At 60.9% G+C, this 14,088-nt stretch carries 13 protein-coding genes; 9 read left to right on the forward strand and 4 right to left on the reverse strand.

Annotated features, from left to right (window positions below):
* The first annotated feature begins 6 nt into the window (after positions 1 to 6).
* Positions 7 to 936, forward strand: coding sequence for a phosphate acetyltransferase (locus ACE3SE_RS14080; protein ID WP_374556152.1), 930 nt, complete (start codon positions 7 to 9; stop codon positions 934 to 936).
* The gene (locus ACE3SE_RS14085; protein ID WP_062788287.1) at positions 933 to 2,093 is read left to right on the forward strand and encodes an acetate/propionate family kinase; all 1,161 of its coding nucleotides are present in this window, start codon (positions 933 to 935) and stop codon (positions 2,091 to 2,093) included. Before ACE3SE_RS14080 ends, ACE3SE_RS14085 begins: the two co-directional genes overlap by 4 nt.
* A 103-nt stretch (positions 2,094 to 2,196) precedes the next feature.
* Here the strand turns inward: ACE3SE_RS14085 and rpsT are convergent, their stop codons facing one another.
* Positions 2,197 to 2,460, reverse strand: a complete 264-nt coding sequence (gene rpsT, locus ACE3SE_RS14090; protein WP_045847229.1) for a 30S ribosomal protein S20 — start codon at positions 2,458 to 2,460, stop codon at positions 2,197 to 2,199.
* Between the two features lie 122 nt (positions 2,461 to 2,582).
* Between rpsT and murJ the strand changes: the two genes are divergently transcribed.
* Together murJ and queF are read left to right on the forward strand one after the other, a co-directional pair.
* Positions 2,583 to 4,118, forward strand: coding sequence for a murein biosynthesis integral membrane protein MurJ (murJ, locus tag ACE3SE_RS14095; protein WP_131358029.1), 1,536 nt, complete (start codon positions 2,583 to 2,585; stop codon positions 4,116 to 4,118).
* 22 nt (positions 4,119 to 4,140) lie between these two features.
* Positions 4,141 to 4,980, forward strand: coding sequence for an NADPH-dependent 7-cyano-7-deazaguanine reductase QueF (gene queF, locus ACE3SE_RS14100; RefSeq protein WP_374556155.1), 840 nt, complete (start codon positions 4,141 to 4,143; stop codon positions 4,978 to 4,980).
* A gap of 70 nt (positions 4,981 to 5,050) precedes the next feature.
* On the opposite strand, the gene ACE3SE_RS14105 is transcribed toward queF, so the two are convergent.
* Positions 5,051 to 5,731 (reverse strand): pseudouridine synthase, encoded by a 681-nt coding sequence (locus tag ACE3SE_RS14105; RefSeq protein ID WP_374556157.1) that lies wholly within the window; start codon positions 5,729 to 5,731, stop codon positions 5,051 to 5,053.
* A gap of 164 nt (positions 5,732 to 5,895) precedes the next feature.
* Here ACE3SE_RS14105 and ACE3SE_RS14110 point away from each other — a divergent pair, with 164 nt between their 5' ends.
* Positions 5,896 to 6,606 carry an alanyl-tRNA editing protein gene (locus ACE3SE_RS14110; RefSeq protein ID WP_374556159.1) on the forward strand — a complete coding sequence of 237 codons (711 nt, stop codon included), beginning with the start codon at positions 5,896 to 5,898 and terminating at the stop codon, positions 6,604 to 6,606.
* A gap of 78 nt (positions 6,607 to 6,684) precedes the next feature.
* Here the strand turns inward: ACE3SE_RS14110 and parE are convergent, their stop codons facing one another.
* Complete coding sequence (gene parE, locus ACE3SE_RS14115; RefSeq protein ID WP_370303002.1) at positions 6,685 to 8,655, reverse strand: DNA topoisomerase IV subunit B; 1,971 nt, start codon at positions 8,653 to 8,655, stop codon at positions 6,685 to 6,687.
* Positions 8,656 to 8,788: 133 nt separating this feature from the next.
* Positions 8,789 to 9,355 (reverse strand): RNA pyrophosphohydrolase, encoded by a 567-nt coding sequence (locus tag ACE3SE_RS14120; protein WP_045848710.1) that lies wholly within the window; start codon positions 9,353 to 9,355, stop codon positions 8,789 to 8,791.
* Between the two features lie 200 nt (positions 9,356 to 9,555).
* Here ACE3SE_RS14120 and ACE3SE_RS14125 point away from each other — a divergent pair, with 200 nt between their 5' ends.
* The 4 genes from ACE3SE_RS14125 to pssA all read left to right on the forward strand — a co-directional run bounded on the left by ACE3SE_RS14125 (position 9,556) and on the right by pssA (position 13,859).
* Positions 9,556 to 9,690: a hypothetical protein gene (locus ACE3SE_RS14125; protein ID WP_374556161.1), complete on the forward strand. Its 135-nt coding sequence runs from the start codon at positions 9,556 to 9,558 to the stop codon at positions 9,688 to 9,690.
* A 63-nt stretch (positions 9,691 to 9,753) separates the two neighbouring features.
* Complete coding sequence (locus ACE3SE_RS14130) at positions 9,754 to 11,082, forward strand: glutamine synthetase family protein (RefSeq protein ID WP_374556163.1); 1,329 nt, start codon at positions 9,754 to 9,756, stop codon at positions 11,080 to 11,082.
* 10 nt (positions 11,083 to 11,092) lie between these two features.
* Positions 11,093 to 12,409 (forward strand): NAD(P)/FAD-dependent oxidoreductase, encoded by a 1,317-nt coding sequence (locus ACE3SE_RS14135; RefSeq protein ID WP_374556165.1) that lies wholly within the window; start codon positions 11,093 to 11,095, stop codon positions 12,407 to 12,409.
* A gap of 109 nt (positions 12,410 to 12,518) precedes the next feature.
* A complete protein-coding gene (pssA, locus tag ACE3SE_RS14140) occupies positions 12,519 to 13,859 on the forward strand; it encodes a CDP-diacylglycerol--serine O-phosphatidyltransferase (protein WP_374556167.1) in 1,341 nt (446 codons plus the stop codon).
* Positions 13,860 to 14,088 lie beyond the last annotated feature (229 nt).

Below are 14,088 nucleotides of genomic sequence, written 5' to 3' on the forward strand. Positions count from 1 at the left end.
CCCTGAATGACCCGCGATGACAAAGCATTTGACGACATCCTGCAACAGGCCACCGCTCAAGGCCCGCTTCCCATGGCGGTGGCTCATCCCTGCAGCCGTGAAGCACTGCTGGGTGCGGTAGAGGCCGCCGATCACGGCATTGCCACCCCCATCCTGATCGGCCCGCGCAGCAAACTGCTGAAGCTGGCCGAAGAGCTGGATGTGGACATCAGCCGCTTCGAGCTGATCGACACCCCGCACAGCCATGCATCGGCCGAACAGGCGGTCAAACTGGTGCGTGACGGCTATGCCGACATCCTGATGAAGGGCAGCCTGCATACCGACGAATTCATGACTGAAGTACTGGCGCGCGACACCGGCATCCGCACCGACCGCCGCATCAGCCACGTGTTCATCATGAAAGTGGAAAGTTATCCGCGTTATCTGTTCATCACCGACGCTGCCATCAGCATCGAACCGGACCTGATGACCAAGCGCGACATCTGTCAGAACGCCATCGACCTCACCCACGCGCTGGGCATTGCCCGCCCCAAGGTGGCCATTCTGGCGGCGGTGGAAACCATCAACCCGGCCATGCGCGCCACGCTGGATGCCGCGGCGCTGTGCAAGATGGCTGATCGCGGCCAGATTACCGGTGCCGTGCTGGATGGCCCGCTGGCTTTTGACAATGCCATCTCCCATGAAGCCGCCGACACCAAGGGCATTGTGTCCCCGGTGGCAGGCGACCCGGACATCCTGCTGGTGCCTGAGCTGGAATCCGGCAACATGCTGGCCAAGCAGCTCACTTATCTGGCGGCTGCTGCCTCCGCCGGCATCGTGATGGGTGCACGCGTGCCCATTGTGCTGACCAGCCGTGCCGAAGACGCCACCGGCCGTCTGGCCTCTGCCGCCGTCGCCAATGTCCTGGCGCACCGCCGCCGCGGAGCCAGCCTGTGATCAAGGCCCTGATTGCCGTCAATGCCGGCTCCTCCACGCTCAAGTTCCGCGCCTATGCCATGGAGGGTGGTGCGCTGCTGATGCGCGGCCTGATCGACCATTTCGGCCAGCCGCACACCAGCCTCAGCCTGCACGACACCCTGCATCAGCAACTGGAAGAGCGCGAACTGGGTGATGACAGCCGCGAAGCTGCCGTGGCCGCCATGATCAACACCCTGGCCGATCACGGCATTGCCGTCACCGCCGTGGTGCACCGCGTGGTACACGGCGGCAGTCGCTTCCATCAGATCACCCGGCTGGATGAGTCTGTCTGCCAGGCACTGGATGACTATGTGCCGCTGGCCCCGCTGCACCAGCCGGTCAGCCTGCAAGTGATCGAAGCTTTCCGCACCGTGGATGCCGGGCTGCTGCAACTGGCCTGCTTTGATACCGCCTTCCATGCCAGCCAGCCGGAAGTCGCCACCCGCTTTGGCATTGCCCGGCACTGGCATGAAGAAGGCGTGCGGCGTTACGGCTTTCACGGTTTGTCCTATGCCTCCATCAGCCGTCGCCTGCCGGAGCTGAAGCTGGCCGAACGCAAGGTGGTGGTGTGCCATCTGGGCAGCGGCAGCAGTGCCTGCGCCATCGAGCATGGGCAAAGCGTGGCATCCAGCATGGGTTTTTCTGCGGTGGACGGGCTGATGATGGGCACGCGACCGGGCTATCTGGACCCGGAAGTGGTGCTGTACTGGATGGAACATGAAGGCATGGGGGTGCGCGAGGTACGGCGCGAGCTGTACAAGAACTCCGGCCTGCTGGGCGTCTCCGGCGGCCTGTCGGCCGACATGCGCGAGCTGCTGGCAAGCCCCCTGCCTGCAGCACGTGAAGCGGTAGAGCTGTACTGCTACCGCATCGTGCGGGAAATTGCCTCGCTGGCCGCTGCCATGAAGGGGCTGGATGCCATCATCTTCACCGCCGGCATTGGCGAACATTCGGCAGAAGTACGTGGCCGGGTACTGAGCCAGCTGGGCTGGCTGGGCTTTGCTATCGACCATGCAGCCAATCTGGCACATGCACGCAAGCTGACCACTGCCGACAGCCAGCACCACGCTTATGTGCTGGATACCGATGAAGAAGGCGAAATGGCCAGACAGGCATTTGACCTGCTAAAGCAGTAGGCAATATGGCGTGGCAAATGCACAACACGGCATGCCACGCAGACAAACAAAAAGCCCCGCCAATGCGGGGCTTTTATGTATTTCTTGCAGCGCTGGGCTGGGATCAGGCCATGGCCTTGATCTGAGCGGACAGACGGCTCTTGTGACGAGCTGCCTTGTTCTTGTGGAACACGCCCTTGTCAGCGATACGGTCGATTACTTTGGTGGAAGCGTGGAACACAACCTTGGCCGCAGCCTTGTCACCACCTTCAATTGCCTTAAGCACTTTCTTTACTGCAGTACGGAACGCAGTACGCAGGCTGGCGTTGTGCGCGCGCTGCTTAAGGGCTGTGCGTGCACGCTTGCGAGCTTGTGCGCTGTTAGCCATGAATCTTTCTCCTGATGAGCGGAATCTGAAACCCGCGATTCTAAGCCTTAACAGCAGGTTTTGCAACAATAAACCCGCCAGCGTAAACTAGCCGGCTTGCTCAACCCTCCCACCCATCATCAATGAACCTGCTCAAGGCGCTGGCTGCAGTCAGCAGCATGACCATGGTGTCGCGCATTCTCGGCCTGGTGCGCGACACGCTTATCGCCCGCGTATTTGGTGCCGGCATGTCGGCAGATGCCTTCAATGCTGCCTTCAAGATTCCCAACATGTTGCGCCGCCTGTTTGCCGAGGGCGCATTCTCGCAAGCCTTCGTCCCCATTCTGGGCGAATACAAGAACCAGAAAACCGAAGAGGAAACCCGCGAATTCGTGGCCAAGGTAACCGGCGTGCTGGGTTCGGTGCTGTTGCTGGTCACCGCCATCGGCATGCTGGCCGCCCCGGCCATCATGTGGATTTCCGCCCCCGGCTTTTATCGCGAACCGGCCAAGGCCGCGCTGTTTGCCGACATCCTGCGCATATCCTTTCCTTATATCTTTTTCATTTCGCTGTCCTCGATGACCGGCAGCATTCTCAATAGCTGGGGCAAGTTCTCGATTCCGGCTTTCACGCCCACCTTCCTTAACCTCAGCTTCATCGTGTTTGCGCTGTTTTTCACCCACAGTTTTCACCCGCCCATCATGGCCATGGCCTGGGCAGTGTTTGTTGGCGGGCTGATCCAGCTGGTTTGGCAACTGCCCTTTCTCAAGCAGATCGGCATGCTTACCATGCCCATCTTCGACTTCAAGGATGCCGCGGTATGGCGGGTGATCCGCCAGATGGGCCCCGCCATTTTCGGCGTATCAGTGGCGCAGATCTCGCTGTTGATCAACTCCACCTTTGCCTCCTTCCTGCCCACCGGCAGCGTGTCGTGGATGTATTACGCCGACCGGCTGATGGAATTTCCCTCCGGCGTGCTGGGCGTGGCACTGGGGACCATCCTGCTGCCCTCGCTGTCCAAGCACGCTGCCAGCAAGTCCGATAGCGAATTCAGCGTATTGCTGGACTGGGGCATCCGCCTGTCCTTGCTGCTGGCAGTACCGGCTACCGTAGGCCTGGGCCTGCTGTCCGGCCCCTTGCTGTCCACCCTGTTCATGTATGGCCGTTTTACCGCCCACGACGCGCTGATGTCACAGCAGGCGGTGATCGCCTACTCCTTCGGCCTCCTGGGGCTGATTCTGGTCAAGGTACTGGCGCCGGGCTTTTATGCGCGGCAGGACATCAAGACGCCGGTGCGCATTGCGCTGATTACCCTGTGCTGCACCCAGTTGATGAACCTGGCCTTTGTCTTCCCGCTCAAGCATGCCGGACTGGCGCTGTCGATCGGCCTCGCCTCCTGCCTGAATGCCGGTCTGCTGCTCTCCACACTACTCAAGCGCAAGATCTACCAGCCGCAAACGGGCTGGAGCAGCTTCCTTGGCAAGATGGCACTGGCCATCCTGGCCATGGCCGCCGTACTACTGCTGCTGCAAGCCGTGCTGCCCATCCACTGGGATGGTCACGCCTGGCAACGGGTGCTCTGGCTGACGCTGCTGGTGGTGGCTGGCGCCATCACTTATTTCGCCATGCTGTTTGCGCTGGGCTTCCGCCCGCGCCAGTTCATGCGCCGTGAACATTGATACCGTTTTGCAAGGAGTCGCCATGAAACCCCAAGCCATGTCACCGGAACAGTCCCCGCTGGGCAAGACGGTCAGCTATCAGGACCAATACGACGCCAGCCTGCTGTTTCCCATTCCGCGCAAGATGAAACGCGATGAAATCGGCGTGGACGAACAGGCGCTGCCCTTTGCCGGCGTGGATATCTGGACCGGTTTCGAACTGTCCTGGCTGAATGCGCGCGGCAAGCCGCAGGTGGGCATTGCTACCTTCCGCATTCCGGCGGACAGCCCCAACCTGATCGAATCCAAGTCGTTCAAGCTCTACCTGAACAGCTATAACCAGACCCGCATCGCCAGCCTGGCCGAATTGCAGGCCCAACTGGCGCTGGACCTATCCAACGCGGCAGGCGGCAGCGTCACGGTCAGCGTGCAGCTGCCACAGGACTTTGCCGCAGAACGTATTGCCGAGCTGGACGGCGACTACATCGACGAGCAGGACATCGCCGTGGACAACTACGCGCCCTGCCCGGACATCCTGCGTGCCGATACCGGCAATATCGTGAGCGAAACCCTGTGCAGCAATCTGCTGAAGTCCAACTGTCTGGTGACCGGCCAGCCGGACTGGGGCAGCGTACAGATCCGCTACACCGGCCCCAAGCTGGACCGTGAAGCACTGCTGCGCTACCTGATCGGTTTCCGTCAGCACAACGAATTCCACGAGCAATGCGCGGAGCGCATCTTCACCGACATCCTGCGCGCCTGCGCGCCGGAACAGCTGACGGTATACGCCCGCTACACCCGCCGCGGCGGCCTGGACATCAACCCCTGGCGCAGCAATGCCGAGCAGGCACCGACGGACAATATCCGGACGGCACGGCAATAAAGCACTTCTCCGCACCAAACAAAAAGGATGCCTCCAGGCATCCTTTTTTCATCTGCTTGCCACACCACACTCAAAACGGCGTCGGCGCGTCGAATTCCATTTCTTCCTGCGTCACCGGGTGACGCAACACCAGCCGCGATGCATGCAGCAGCAGGCGGTCGGCCTTGGCCAGCGCTTCGGGCGGCGCGTAGATATCATCACCCAGAATCGGGTGGCCGCTTTCCAGATGCAGCATGTGCATGCGCAACTGGTGGGCGCGCCCGGTTTGCGGGTCCAGCTCCATGCGCGAGGTCTGGCGTGTGGTATCACGCGACACCACGCGGTAATGGGTGATGGCCTCTTTGCCTTCCACATGGTCTATTTTCTGGCGCGGGCGATTGGGCCAGTCGATAATCAGCGGCAGGTCGATGGTGCCGCTATTGCTTTGGACGATGCCATCCACCACCGCGATATAGCGCTTCTTGACCTTGCGATCCATGAAGGCGATGGACAGCGCGCGCTGCATGGCCGCACCACGGCCAAAGATCACCAGGCCTGATGTGGCCATGTCCAGCCGGTGTACGGTCAGCGCATCCGGATACACTTTTTGCACCCGGCTGATCAGGCAGTCGTCCTTGCCCTCTCCACGGCCAGGCACCGACAGCAGGCCGGAGGGCTTGTCCACCACCAGCAGGCAGTCATCCACGTAAATGACTGACAGGCCGGCATCCGGCGGCGGCGTGTAGTTTTCCAGATTATGGGCTTGGCTCATGGCGGCAACAGGGGAACAGAATAAGTAAAGAGCGGCGATTATCTTACCCCCGGCCCAGCTTCACAAGCTGTCACCCTGCATTTGCCGGGGAATTGCCACTTGAAATGGCAGCGCAACGCCATCACCCTGTCATGATCAGACCATTCCCCATGCAAGGAGCTGTCATGCCGGAGCGTTTTTACCTCGACCCTTACCAAACCACCCTGGAAACCACGGTCATCCGTCATGACGATGCCGGCCTGGTACTGGCAGACACCCTGTGTTACCCGCTGGGCGGCGGCCAGCCCGGTGACACCGCCACGCTGACCCTGGCAGACGGCAGCACGCTGGCCATCAGCGACACCCGCCGCAACCGCGAAACCCGCGAGATCCTGCACATCACCGCTGCCGATGCCCCGCGACTGGCTGCGGGCAGCACCGTCACCCTGACGCTGGACTGGGCGCGCCGTCATCGTCACATGCGGGTGCATACCGGCCTGCATTTGCTGTCGGTGGTGATCAAGGCCGGGGTGACCGGCGGCAATCTGACCGCAGAAGGCGGTCGACTGGATTTTGATTTGCCGGAAGGCATGGAGCTGGACAAGGACGAGATCGAGGCCGGCCTGAATGCGCTGGTGGCACAGGACCTGGCGGTGAGCATCCAGATGACCAGCGGCGAAGCCCTGAAAGCCCGTCCGGAGCTGATCAAGACCATGTCGGTCACCCCGCCGCTGGAGCTACCGGAAATCCGCCTGATCGAAATCGACGGTGTCGACCTGCAACCCTGTGGCGGTACCCATGTGCGCCGCACCGGCGAAATCGGCCGCCTGCTGGTGAAAAAGATTGAAAGCAAGGGCGCGCGCAACAAGCGGGTGGTGGTGACGCTGGCCGACTGAGGCCTGTTTGCCATCCAGCACAAAGGGGACCCGCAGGTCCCCTTTTGCATTGCCCATCAACGCCACACAGCAACTGGCTCAGATATCGGCTTCCACCTCGTTACCCTTGGCTTCCATCCAGCTACGGCGGCTGGAGGCCTCGCCCTTGCCCATCAGCATGACAAAGGTGGACAGGGTTTGCGCCATTTCACCCGGACGCACCTGCACCCGCGACAGGCGGCGGGTATCCGGATTCATGGTGGTGTCCTTCAGCTGTTCCGGGTTCATCTCGCCCAGACCTTTGAAGCGGGAAATGCCCCAGCTGCCTTCGCGCACGTTCTCGCTGCGCAAACGGTCCAGAATGGCATTGAGCTCGCCCTCGTCCAGCGCGTAAATCTTGCGTGGCGGACGGTTCTTGCCCGAACCCGGCACATCCACGCGGAACAGCGGCGGCTGCGCGATGTAGATATTGCCGTTTTCGATCAGGCGCGGGAAATGGCGGAAGAACAAGGTAAGCAACAGCACCTGGATGTGCGAGCCATCCACGTCGGCATCGGACAGGATGGCAATCTTGCCGTAACGCTGGCTGGACAGGTCCGGGTGATCATCCGGCCCGTGCGGGTCCACGCCGATGGCGACGGAAATATCGTGGATTTCCGCATTGGAAAACAGCTGATCCTTGTCGGTTTCCCAGCTGTTGAGCACCTTGCCGCGCAAAGGCAGGATGGCCTGGTATTCCTTGTCGCGCGCAAGCTTGGCCGAGCCACCGGCCGAGTCACCCTCTACCAGGAACAGCTCGTTGCGTTCGATGTCTTCGCTTTCGCAATCAGTCAGCTTGCCCGGCAACACGGCTACGCCGGAGCCTTTTTTCTTTTCCACCTTCTTGACGGACTTCAGACGCGACTGCGCCTGGCGAATGGCCAATTCGGCAATCTTCTTGCCCGCTTCCACATTCTGGTTCAGCCATAGCTCCACCGGGTCGCGCGACAGGCTGGAAATCAGTTTCAGCGCATCACGGCTGGTGAGCTTGTCCTTGGTCTGGCCCTGGAATTGCGGGTCCAGCACACGGGCCGACAACACGAAGCGCACCCGGCTCCACACGTCTTCAGCCATCAGCTTGACACCGCGCGGCAGCAGGTTGTGGTGGTCGATGAAGCTCTTCACCGCATCAAACACGCCTGCGCGCAAACCTGCTTCGTGGGTGCCGCCGGACGGGGTGGGAATCAGGTTGACATAGCTCTCACCGCTGGCGCCGTCTTCAAACCAGGCCATCGCCCACTGCACGCCTTCGCCCTTGGCAAATTGCTCGTGGTCGTCACCGATATAGGCCTCGGCGGCAAACAGCGGTGCAATCGGCTCGTCGCCGTTGCACAGCTCGGCCAGATAGCTCTTCAGGCCCTGCGGGTACTGCCATACCTTGACCTCGTCGCCACTGGGCTTCTCAACGGTCAGCGATACCGCCACGCCGGGCAGCAACACCGCCTTGGCGCGCAGCAGGCGCTCCAGTTCCGGCAAGGAATAACGCGGGCTTTCAAAATACTTGCCATCCGGCCATACCCGCACCCGGGTGCCGCTGGTGCGCGGGCCGCAGTCGCCAACGCGGGCCAGGGGTTCGATCACATCACCGCCGGAAAACACCAGGCGGTGCACGCCGCCCTCGCGCTTGACCTCGACTTCCAGCCGGGTGGACAAGGCATTGGTCACCGACACACCTACGCCATGCAGGCCACCGGAGAAGGCATAGGCACCGCCATCCTTCTTGTTGAACTTGCCGCCAGCATGCAGCCGGGTGAATACCAGTTCCACCACCGGCACGCCTTCCTGTGGATGCAGGCCCACCGGAATACCGCGGCCATCGTCTTCCACCGACAAGGAACCATCCTGGTGCACGGTAACGGCAATCTTGCGGGCATAGCCGCCCAGCGCCTCGTCAGCCGCGTTATCAATCACTTCCTGACAGATATGGGTGGGGTCGGTGGTGCGGGTGTACATGCCCGGCCTTTCCTTGACCGGCTCCAGCCCCTTGAGCACTCGTACCGAAGATTCGTCGTACTGTTGAGTCATAAATATATCGTCGCCTGTAGCGGCCCTGTGCGCAGGGCCTGCCTGGTGATGTCACCATCCCTGCGGGGATGGCCATGATGCTCAAACGGCAGCCCAGGGCCGCCGCTTGCTAGATGGGTGAAACAAACCGCCAGGCGGTTCAGTGATCCTGCTGCGGGCCCGGCAGGCCTTCGGCCAGCGGCGCCGCCTTGGCCGGCTGGCGCATGCGCTGCAGGAAGGCGTCGTAGCTTTCCATTCCCTTGAGGAAACGGGACAGCTCGGTCAGCGCGCGGATATACACATCACGCTTGAACTCGATGACGGCATCCACCGGTGCCCAGTAATCATTCCAGCGCCAGCCATCGAACTCCGGATGGCTGCTGGCACGCAGGCAGACGTCGCAATCCCGCCCGGTCAGCCGCAACAGGAACCAGATCTGCTTCTGCCCCTTGTAGCTGCCACGCCATTCGCGGCGCACCCAGTTGCTGGGCACTTCGTAACGCAGCCAGTCGCGGGTTCGCCCCACAATCTTGACATGTTGCGGCAACAGCCCGACTTCCTCCAGAAGCTCGCGGTACATTGCCGCTTCCGGACTTTCGCCCGGCTTGATGCCTCCTTGCGGAAATTGCCAGGAATGTTCGCGTACCCGCTTGCCCCAGAACACCTCATTTTTTCCGTTGATGAGGATGATTCCGACATTGGGGCGATATCCGTCCCGGTCCAGCATGAAAAAAACCTGCAATTCGTCTAGTTGACCGAATTTTTGCACATTTCGACAGCTCTTGCCATGCGCCTGACGCGAGGCACAAGCTGCGATTCCACCACACTGGCTTTACCCGGGCATGAAATAAATTGACGCTGCAGGGCAAAGGCGTTTAAAAATCCAGCACAACAACTGTTTCACTCCACACGGAAAACCAAGCGACCATGCCCGTCCATTCACCCATCGCCATGCGCCATGCACTGCCTGCTGCAGTGTCGGTGCCGTGCGCCTGGGTCAATCCGACCACCCTGTCGCTGGGCTTTTTCATCCAGCCATTCACTGCAGTCGGTCACCGCTAGCGTCTTGCCGTTTTACCCGCCCAAAGGGCGGCTCTCGACAAATCAACGCACAAGGACCCCTTCATGCACACTTCTGCAGAATGGCTGCATCAGCACGGCATTCGTCATGTCGAATGCCTGTTTTCCGACATCACCGGTAGCGCGCGCGGCAAGATTCTCCCCGCTAGCAGCGTGGCCAGCGGCAGCGAATTGCGCTTCTCCCAGGTAGGCCTGATGCAAAGCATCACCGGCGACTGCCTGCAAGAGCTGGTTCCCGAACTGGACCCGGACATGGTGCTGTACCCCGACTACAGCACACTGCGCCGCCTGCCCTGGTGTCGCGAACCCACGGCCATGCTGATTCACGACTGCCATCACGAGGACGGCAGCCTGGTGGAATTTGCACCGCGCAATGTGCTGCGCCGCGTACTCGAGCGCTACCGTGCACAGGGGCTGACGCCGGTAGTTGCACCGGAGATGGAGTTTTACCTGTTCGCCCGGCGCCAGGGGCTGGATGAGGCACCGCAAGCCCCGGCCTGCTACGGCAAGGCCAGCGACAGCCTGCGCCAACCCTATGCACTGGACCGGCTGCACGACCTGGAAGCCGTGCTGGAAGACATCCGCCATGGCTGCGAGCTGCTGGGCATCGGCGCCGACACCCTGCTGCAGGAAGTCGGCTGCGGTCAGCTGGAAATCAATCTGCAACACGGCGATGCACTGGCTCTGGCCGACCAGGCCTTCCTGTTCAAGCGCATGGTCCGGCAAGCTGCATCACGCCATGGCCTGGAAGCCTGCTTCATGGCCAAGCCGCTGGCCAACGATGCCGGTAGCGCCATGCATATCCATCAGAGCCTGATCCATGCCGACAGCCAGCGAAATGCCTTCTCGCAGGACAATGGCCAGCCTGCCGCGCGCTTTGCCCACTATATCGGCGGCCTGCAGCGCTATCTGCCCGATGCCCTGCTGCTGCTTGCCCCTTACGTGAATTCCTATCGCCGGCTGGCACCGTTCACCGCAGCGCCCATCAATGTGGAATGGGGCCATGACAATCGCACCTGCGGGCTACGTGTTCCACATAGCGGCCCGCAGGCACGCCGGGTGGAAAACCGGCTGCCAGGCGTGGATGCCAACCCCTATCTCGCTCTGGCCACCACCCTGGCCTGCGGTTTGCTTGGCATGCAACAGGAGCTGGAACCAAGCGCCCCACTCGATTGCAGCGCCTATGGCCGGCCCTATGCCTTTGCCCGCACGCAGCTGGAAGCCATCGAACGACTGGCTGGCAATCAGGCACTGGCAGAATTACTGGGACCGCACTTTGTTGCAAGCTATTGTCAGCTCAAGCTGAGCGAATGGCAGGCATTCAACCAGACCGTAACAGCCTGGGAATACCGCCATCTGCTTGGTCAGGCATGAAAGAGGCCAGATGAAACGCGAACATGCACCCCATCTCAGTCAGTTTGACGGACATCACGTCAACTCCTGGTACGCCGCCAGTGCTCCCCAGCGCGAACGCTACCCGGTGCTGGGCGAAGTGGTGCGCTGCGATGTTTGCGTGGTGGGGGCGGGGCTGACCGGATTGTCAGCCGCCCTTACCCTGGTGGAAAAGGGCTTGTCGGTAGCCGTACTGGAAGGTGCTCTGGTGGGCTTTGGTGCATCCGGACGCAATGGCGGGCAAATCCTGCATGGTTTTGCTGCCCCGTTCCGGGCCTTCGAGCAGCAATTGGGTACCCGTGCCGCCCGCCAATGCTGGGAAGCCTCGCTGGACGGACTGGCGCTGATTGCCAATCGCATTCACCAGCACCACATCGACTGTGATTTGCGCTGGGGTTTTCTCACCACCGCCAGCAATCGCCACCAGCATCAGCAGTTACGCAAACAACTGTCGACGCTGCACAGCTGTGGCTACCACGATGCACAATGGCTGGAAGGCAAGGAACTGGCAGAGCAGATCAACTCACCCGTCTATACCGCTGCGCTGCATGACAGCGGTTGCGGCCACCTGCATCCACTGAAATATGCACAAGGGCTGGCACGAGCGGCATCCCGCGCCGGTGTCAGGCTGTTCGAACACAGTCCGGTCACGTCCATTGACGAGGACAGGCTGGGACTGCAAATCGGCACACCCGGCGGCTGGATCCGGGCGGACAAGATGGTACTGGCCTGCAATGTCGATATCGGAGCACTGCAACCGCAGCTGCGTCGCAGCATCCTGCCGGTTGAGTCGCACATCCTCGCCACCGCCCCGCTTACAGCCGAACACGCCGCCAGCTTGCTACCCGAAGGCGCAGCCGTTTGCAGCAGTGACAAACTGCTCGACTACTTCCGCCTGACGCCAGACCACCGCCTGCTGTTTGGCGGGCGCACCAGCCGGCCCTATGCGCAACGACAAGCGCTGATTGCGGATCGGCATGCCCGCATGGTCAGCATTTTCCCCAGCCTCAACAACAGCCCGATCGACTACGCCTGGAGTGGGCACGTGGATATTGGCCCGGCCCGTCTGCCCCAGATTGGCCGTCAGGGACAGCGCGTCTACCATGCGCAGGGCTTTGCCGGACATGGGCTGGCCTTCACCGGCGTGGCCGGACAGATGATTGCCGAAGCCATTGCCGGAGACCTGGGCCGCTTCGACATCTTCAACAAGCTGTATGCCCACCCGCTACCGCTGCCGGCCTCCATGGAGGAAAGCCTGATCCGGCTGGGCAGCCTGTATTACCGCCTGCGCGATGCGCTAGGTTTCTAGACATCATGCAGCCAGGACTTGCGCCACAACAGACCTCAGGCAGCTGCATCCCCCAAAACAGGCAAACGATGCTAGGATGCCCCGATCAACTGTTTTACGCGTAATTCACATGGCATTTCTACTTTCCCGTCCCTCCCTGGAGCGTCTGCCACGCTTTGCGCTGACGGCCAGCGATTTTGCTTCCCTGCCATCTGCCGCCGACTTCCGCCAGACGCTGCTGAGCAAACTGGATTGCGCGCAACAGCGCATTTATATCGCGGCACTCTATCTGGAACAGGACGAAGCCGGACAGGAAATTCTGGCTACCATCTTTGCGGCCAAACAGCGCAATCCTGCACTGGATGTACGCATTCTGGTCGACTGGCATCGTGCGCAACGTGGCCGCATTGGCGAGAGCAATGCCAGCTGCAATGCAGCCTGGTATCAGAAAGAGGCCAGCCTGCATGCGGTAGAAGTACCGATTTATGGCGTCCCGACCCAAACGCGGGAACTGTTCGGCGTTCTGCACCTGAAAGGCTTCATCATTGATGACTTGGTGATTTACAGCGGTGCCAGCCTCAACAATGTCTACCTGCACAAGCAGGACAAATACCGCTTCGACCGTTACCACCTGATTCAGAACATGGCACTGGCAGACTGCATGGCCAGTTTCATGCTGCAACACATCTGTAATGACGAGGCCGTATTCCGGCTCGACAAACCCGTCCCGGCCACACGCAGCATTCGCAAGGAAATCCGTGCCTTTCGTGGCCGTCTGGAACAGGCCCACTACCACCTGCCGCGACAGCAGGTCAGCCAGCAAGGCATGGGGGTCACACCGATTGTCGGCCTGGGCAAGGGTAATGCGCTGAACCGGCTCATCCTGCAGCTGATTGCTCATGCCCAGCACCGCCTGGTGATCTGCACGCCTTACTTCAACTTCCCCATGGCCGTGCTACGCGCCATCAACCGTGCACTACGGCGTGGCGTTGAAGTCACCATCATCGTGGGCGACAAGACCGCGAATGATTTTTTCATTCCAGAGTCCGAGCCATTCAAGCTGATTGGTGCCCTGCCCTATCTGTACGAAATGAACCTGCGCCGCTTCGCCAAGCGCCGTCAGGCCCAGATCGAAAACGGCAAGCTCAATCTGTGCCTGTGGAAAGATGGTGACAACAGCTATCACCTCAAAGGCATGTGGTGTGATACACAGCACATCCTGCTGACCGGCAACAACATGAACCCGCGAGCCTTCCGACTGGATCTGGAAAACGCCTTGCTGATCCACGATCCGGAACAACAGCTGCAAGCCCAAAGCCATGCAGAGCAGCAACATATCCTGCAGCACACCACCCGCATCCATCACTACCGCCAACTGGAAAGCGTGCGCAGCTACCCGCTCAAGGTCCGCACCATCCTCACCAGGCTGAGTCGGGTACGTATCGACCGCATGCTCAACCTGATGCTGTAAGGCAAAAAATTGCCGGCACCAATGCAAAAAGCCACCCCAGGGTGGCTTTTTGTTTGACTCTGCACGCTATCGGGGCCGCAAGTTAGCGGCAATTTTCCTCATGATCAGTACCAATCCGCCAGCATGGCTGGCATGGCCGTTACCCGAGCCCAAAAGCACAAAGCCCAGCTCTAATGAGCTGGGCTTCGAAGGGGGAGTCTGGCAGTGTCCTACTTTCACATGGCGAATG

Source organism: Aquitalea pelogenes (assembly GCF_041914625.1).
Lineage (GTDB): Bacteria > Pseudomonadota > Gammaproteobacteria > Burkholderiales > Chromobacteriaceae > Aquitalea > Aquitalea pelogenes.

Coding starts and splice junctions, on each gene's coding strand:
- ACE3SE_RS14080 (WP_374556152.1), top strand. CDS start 7: ATGACCCGCGATGACAAAGCATTTGACGACATCCTGCAACAGGCCACC.
- rpsT (WP_045847229.1), bottom strand. CDS start 2,460: ATGGCTAACAGCGCACAAGCTCGCAAGCGTGCACGCACAGCCCTTAAG.
- murJ (WP_131358029.1), top strand. CDS start 2,583: ATGAACCTGCTCAAGGCGCTGGCTGCAGTCAGCAGCATGACCATGGTG.
- queF (WP_374556155.1), top strand. CDS start 4,141: ATGAAACCCCAAGCCATGTCACCGGAACAGTCCCCGCTGGGCAAGACG.
- ACE3SE_RS14105 (WP_374556157.1), bottom strand. CDS start 5,731: ATGAGCCAAGCCCATAATCTGGAAAACTACACGCCGCCGCCGGATGCC.
- ACE3SE_RS14110 (WP_374556159.1), top strand. CDS start 5,896: ATGCCGGAGCGTTTTTACCTCGACCCTTACCAAACCACCCTGGAAACC.
- ACE3SE_RS14120 (WP_045848710.1), bottom strand. CDS start 9,355: ATGCTGGACCGGGACGGATATCGCCCCAATGTCGGAATCATCCTCATC.
- ACE3SE_RS14125 (WP_374556161.1), top strand. CDS start 9,556: ATGCCCGTCCATTCACCCATCGCCATGCGCCATGCACTGCCTGCTGCA.
- ACE3SE_RS14130 (WP_374556163.1), top strand. CDS start 9,754: ATGCACACTTCTGCAGAATGGCTGCATCAGCACGGCATTCGTCATGTC.
- ACE3SE_RS14135 (WP_374556165.1), top strand. CDS start 11,093: ATGAAACGCGAACATGCACCCCATCTCAGTCAGTTTGACGGACATCAC.
- pssA (WP_374556167.1), top strand. CDS start 12,519: ATGGCATTTCTACTTTCCCGTCCCTCCCTGGAGCGTCTGCCACGCTTT.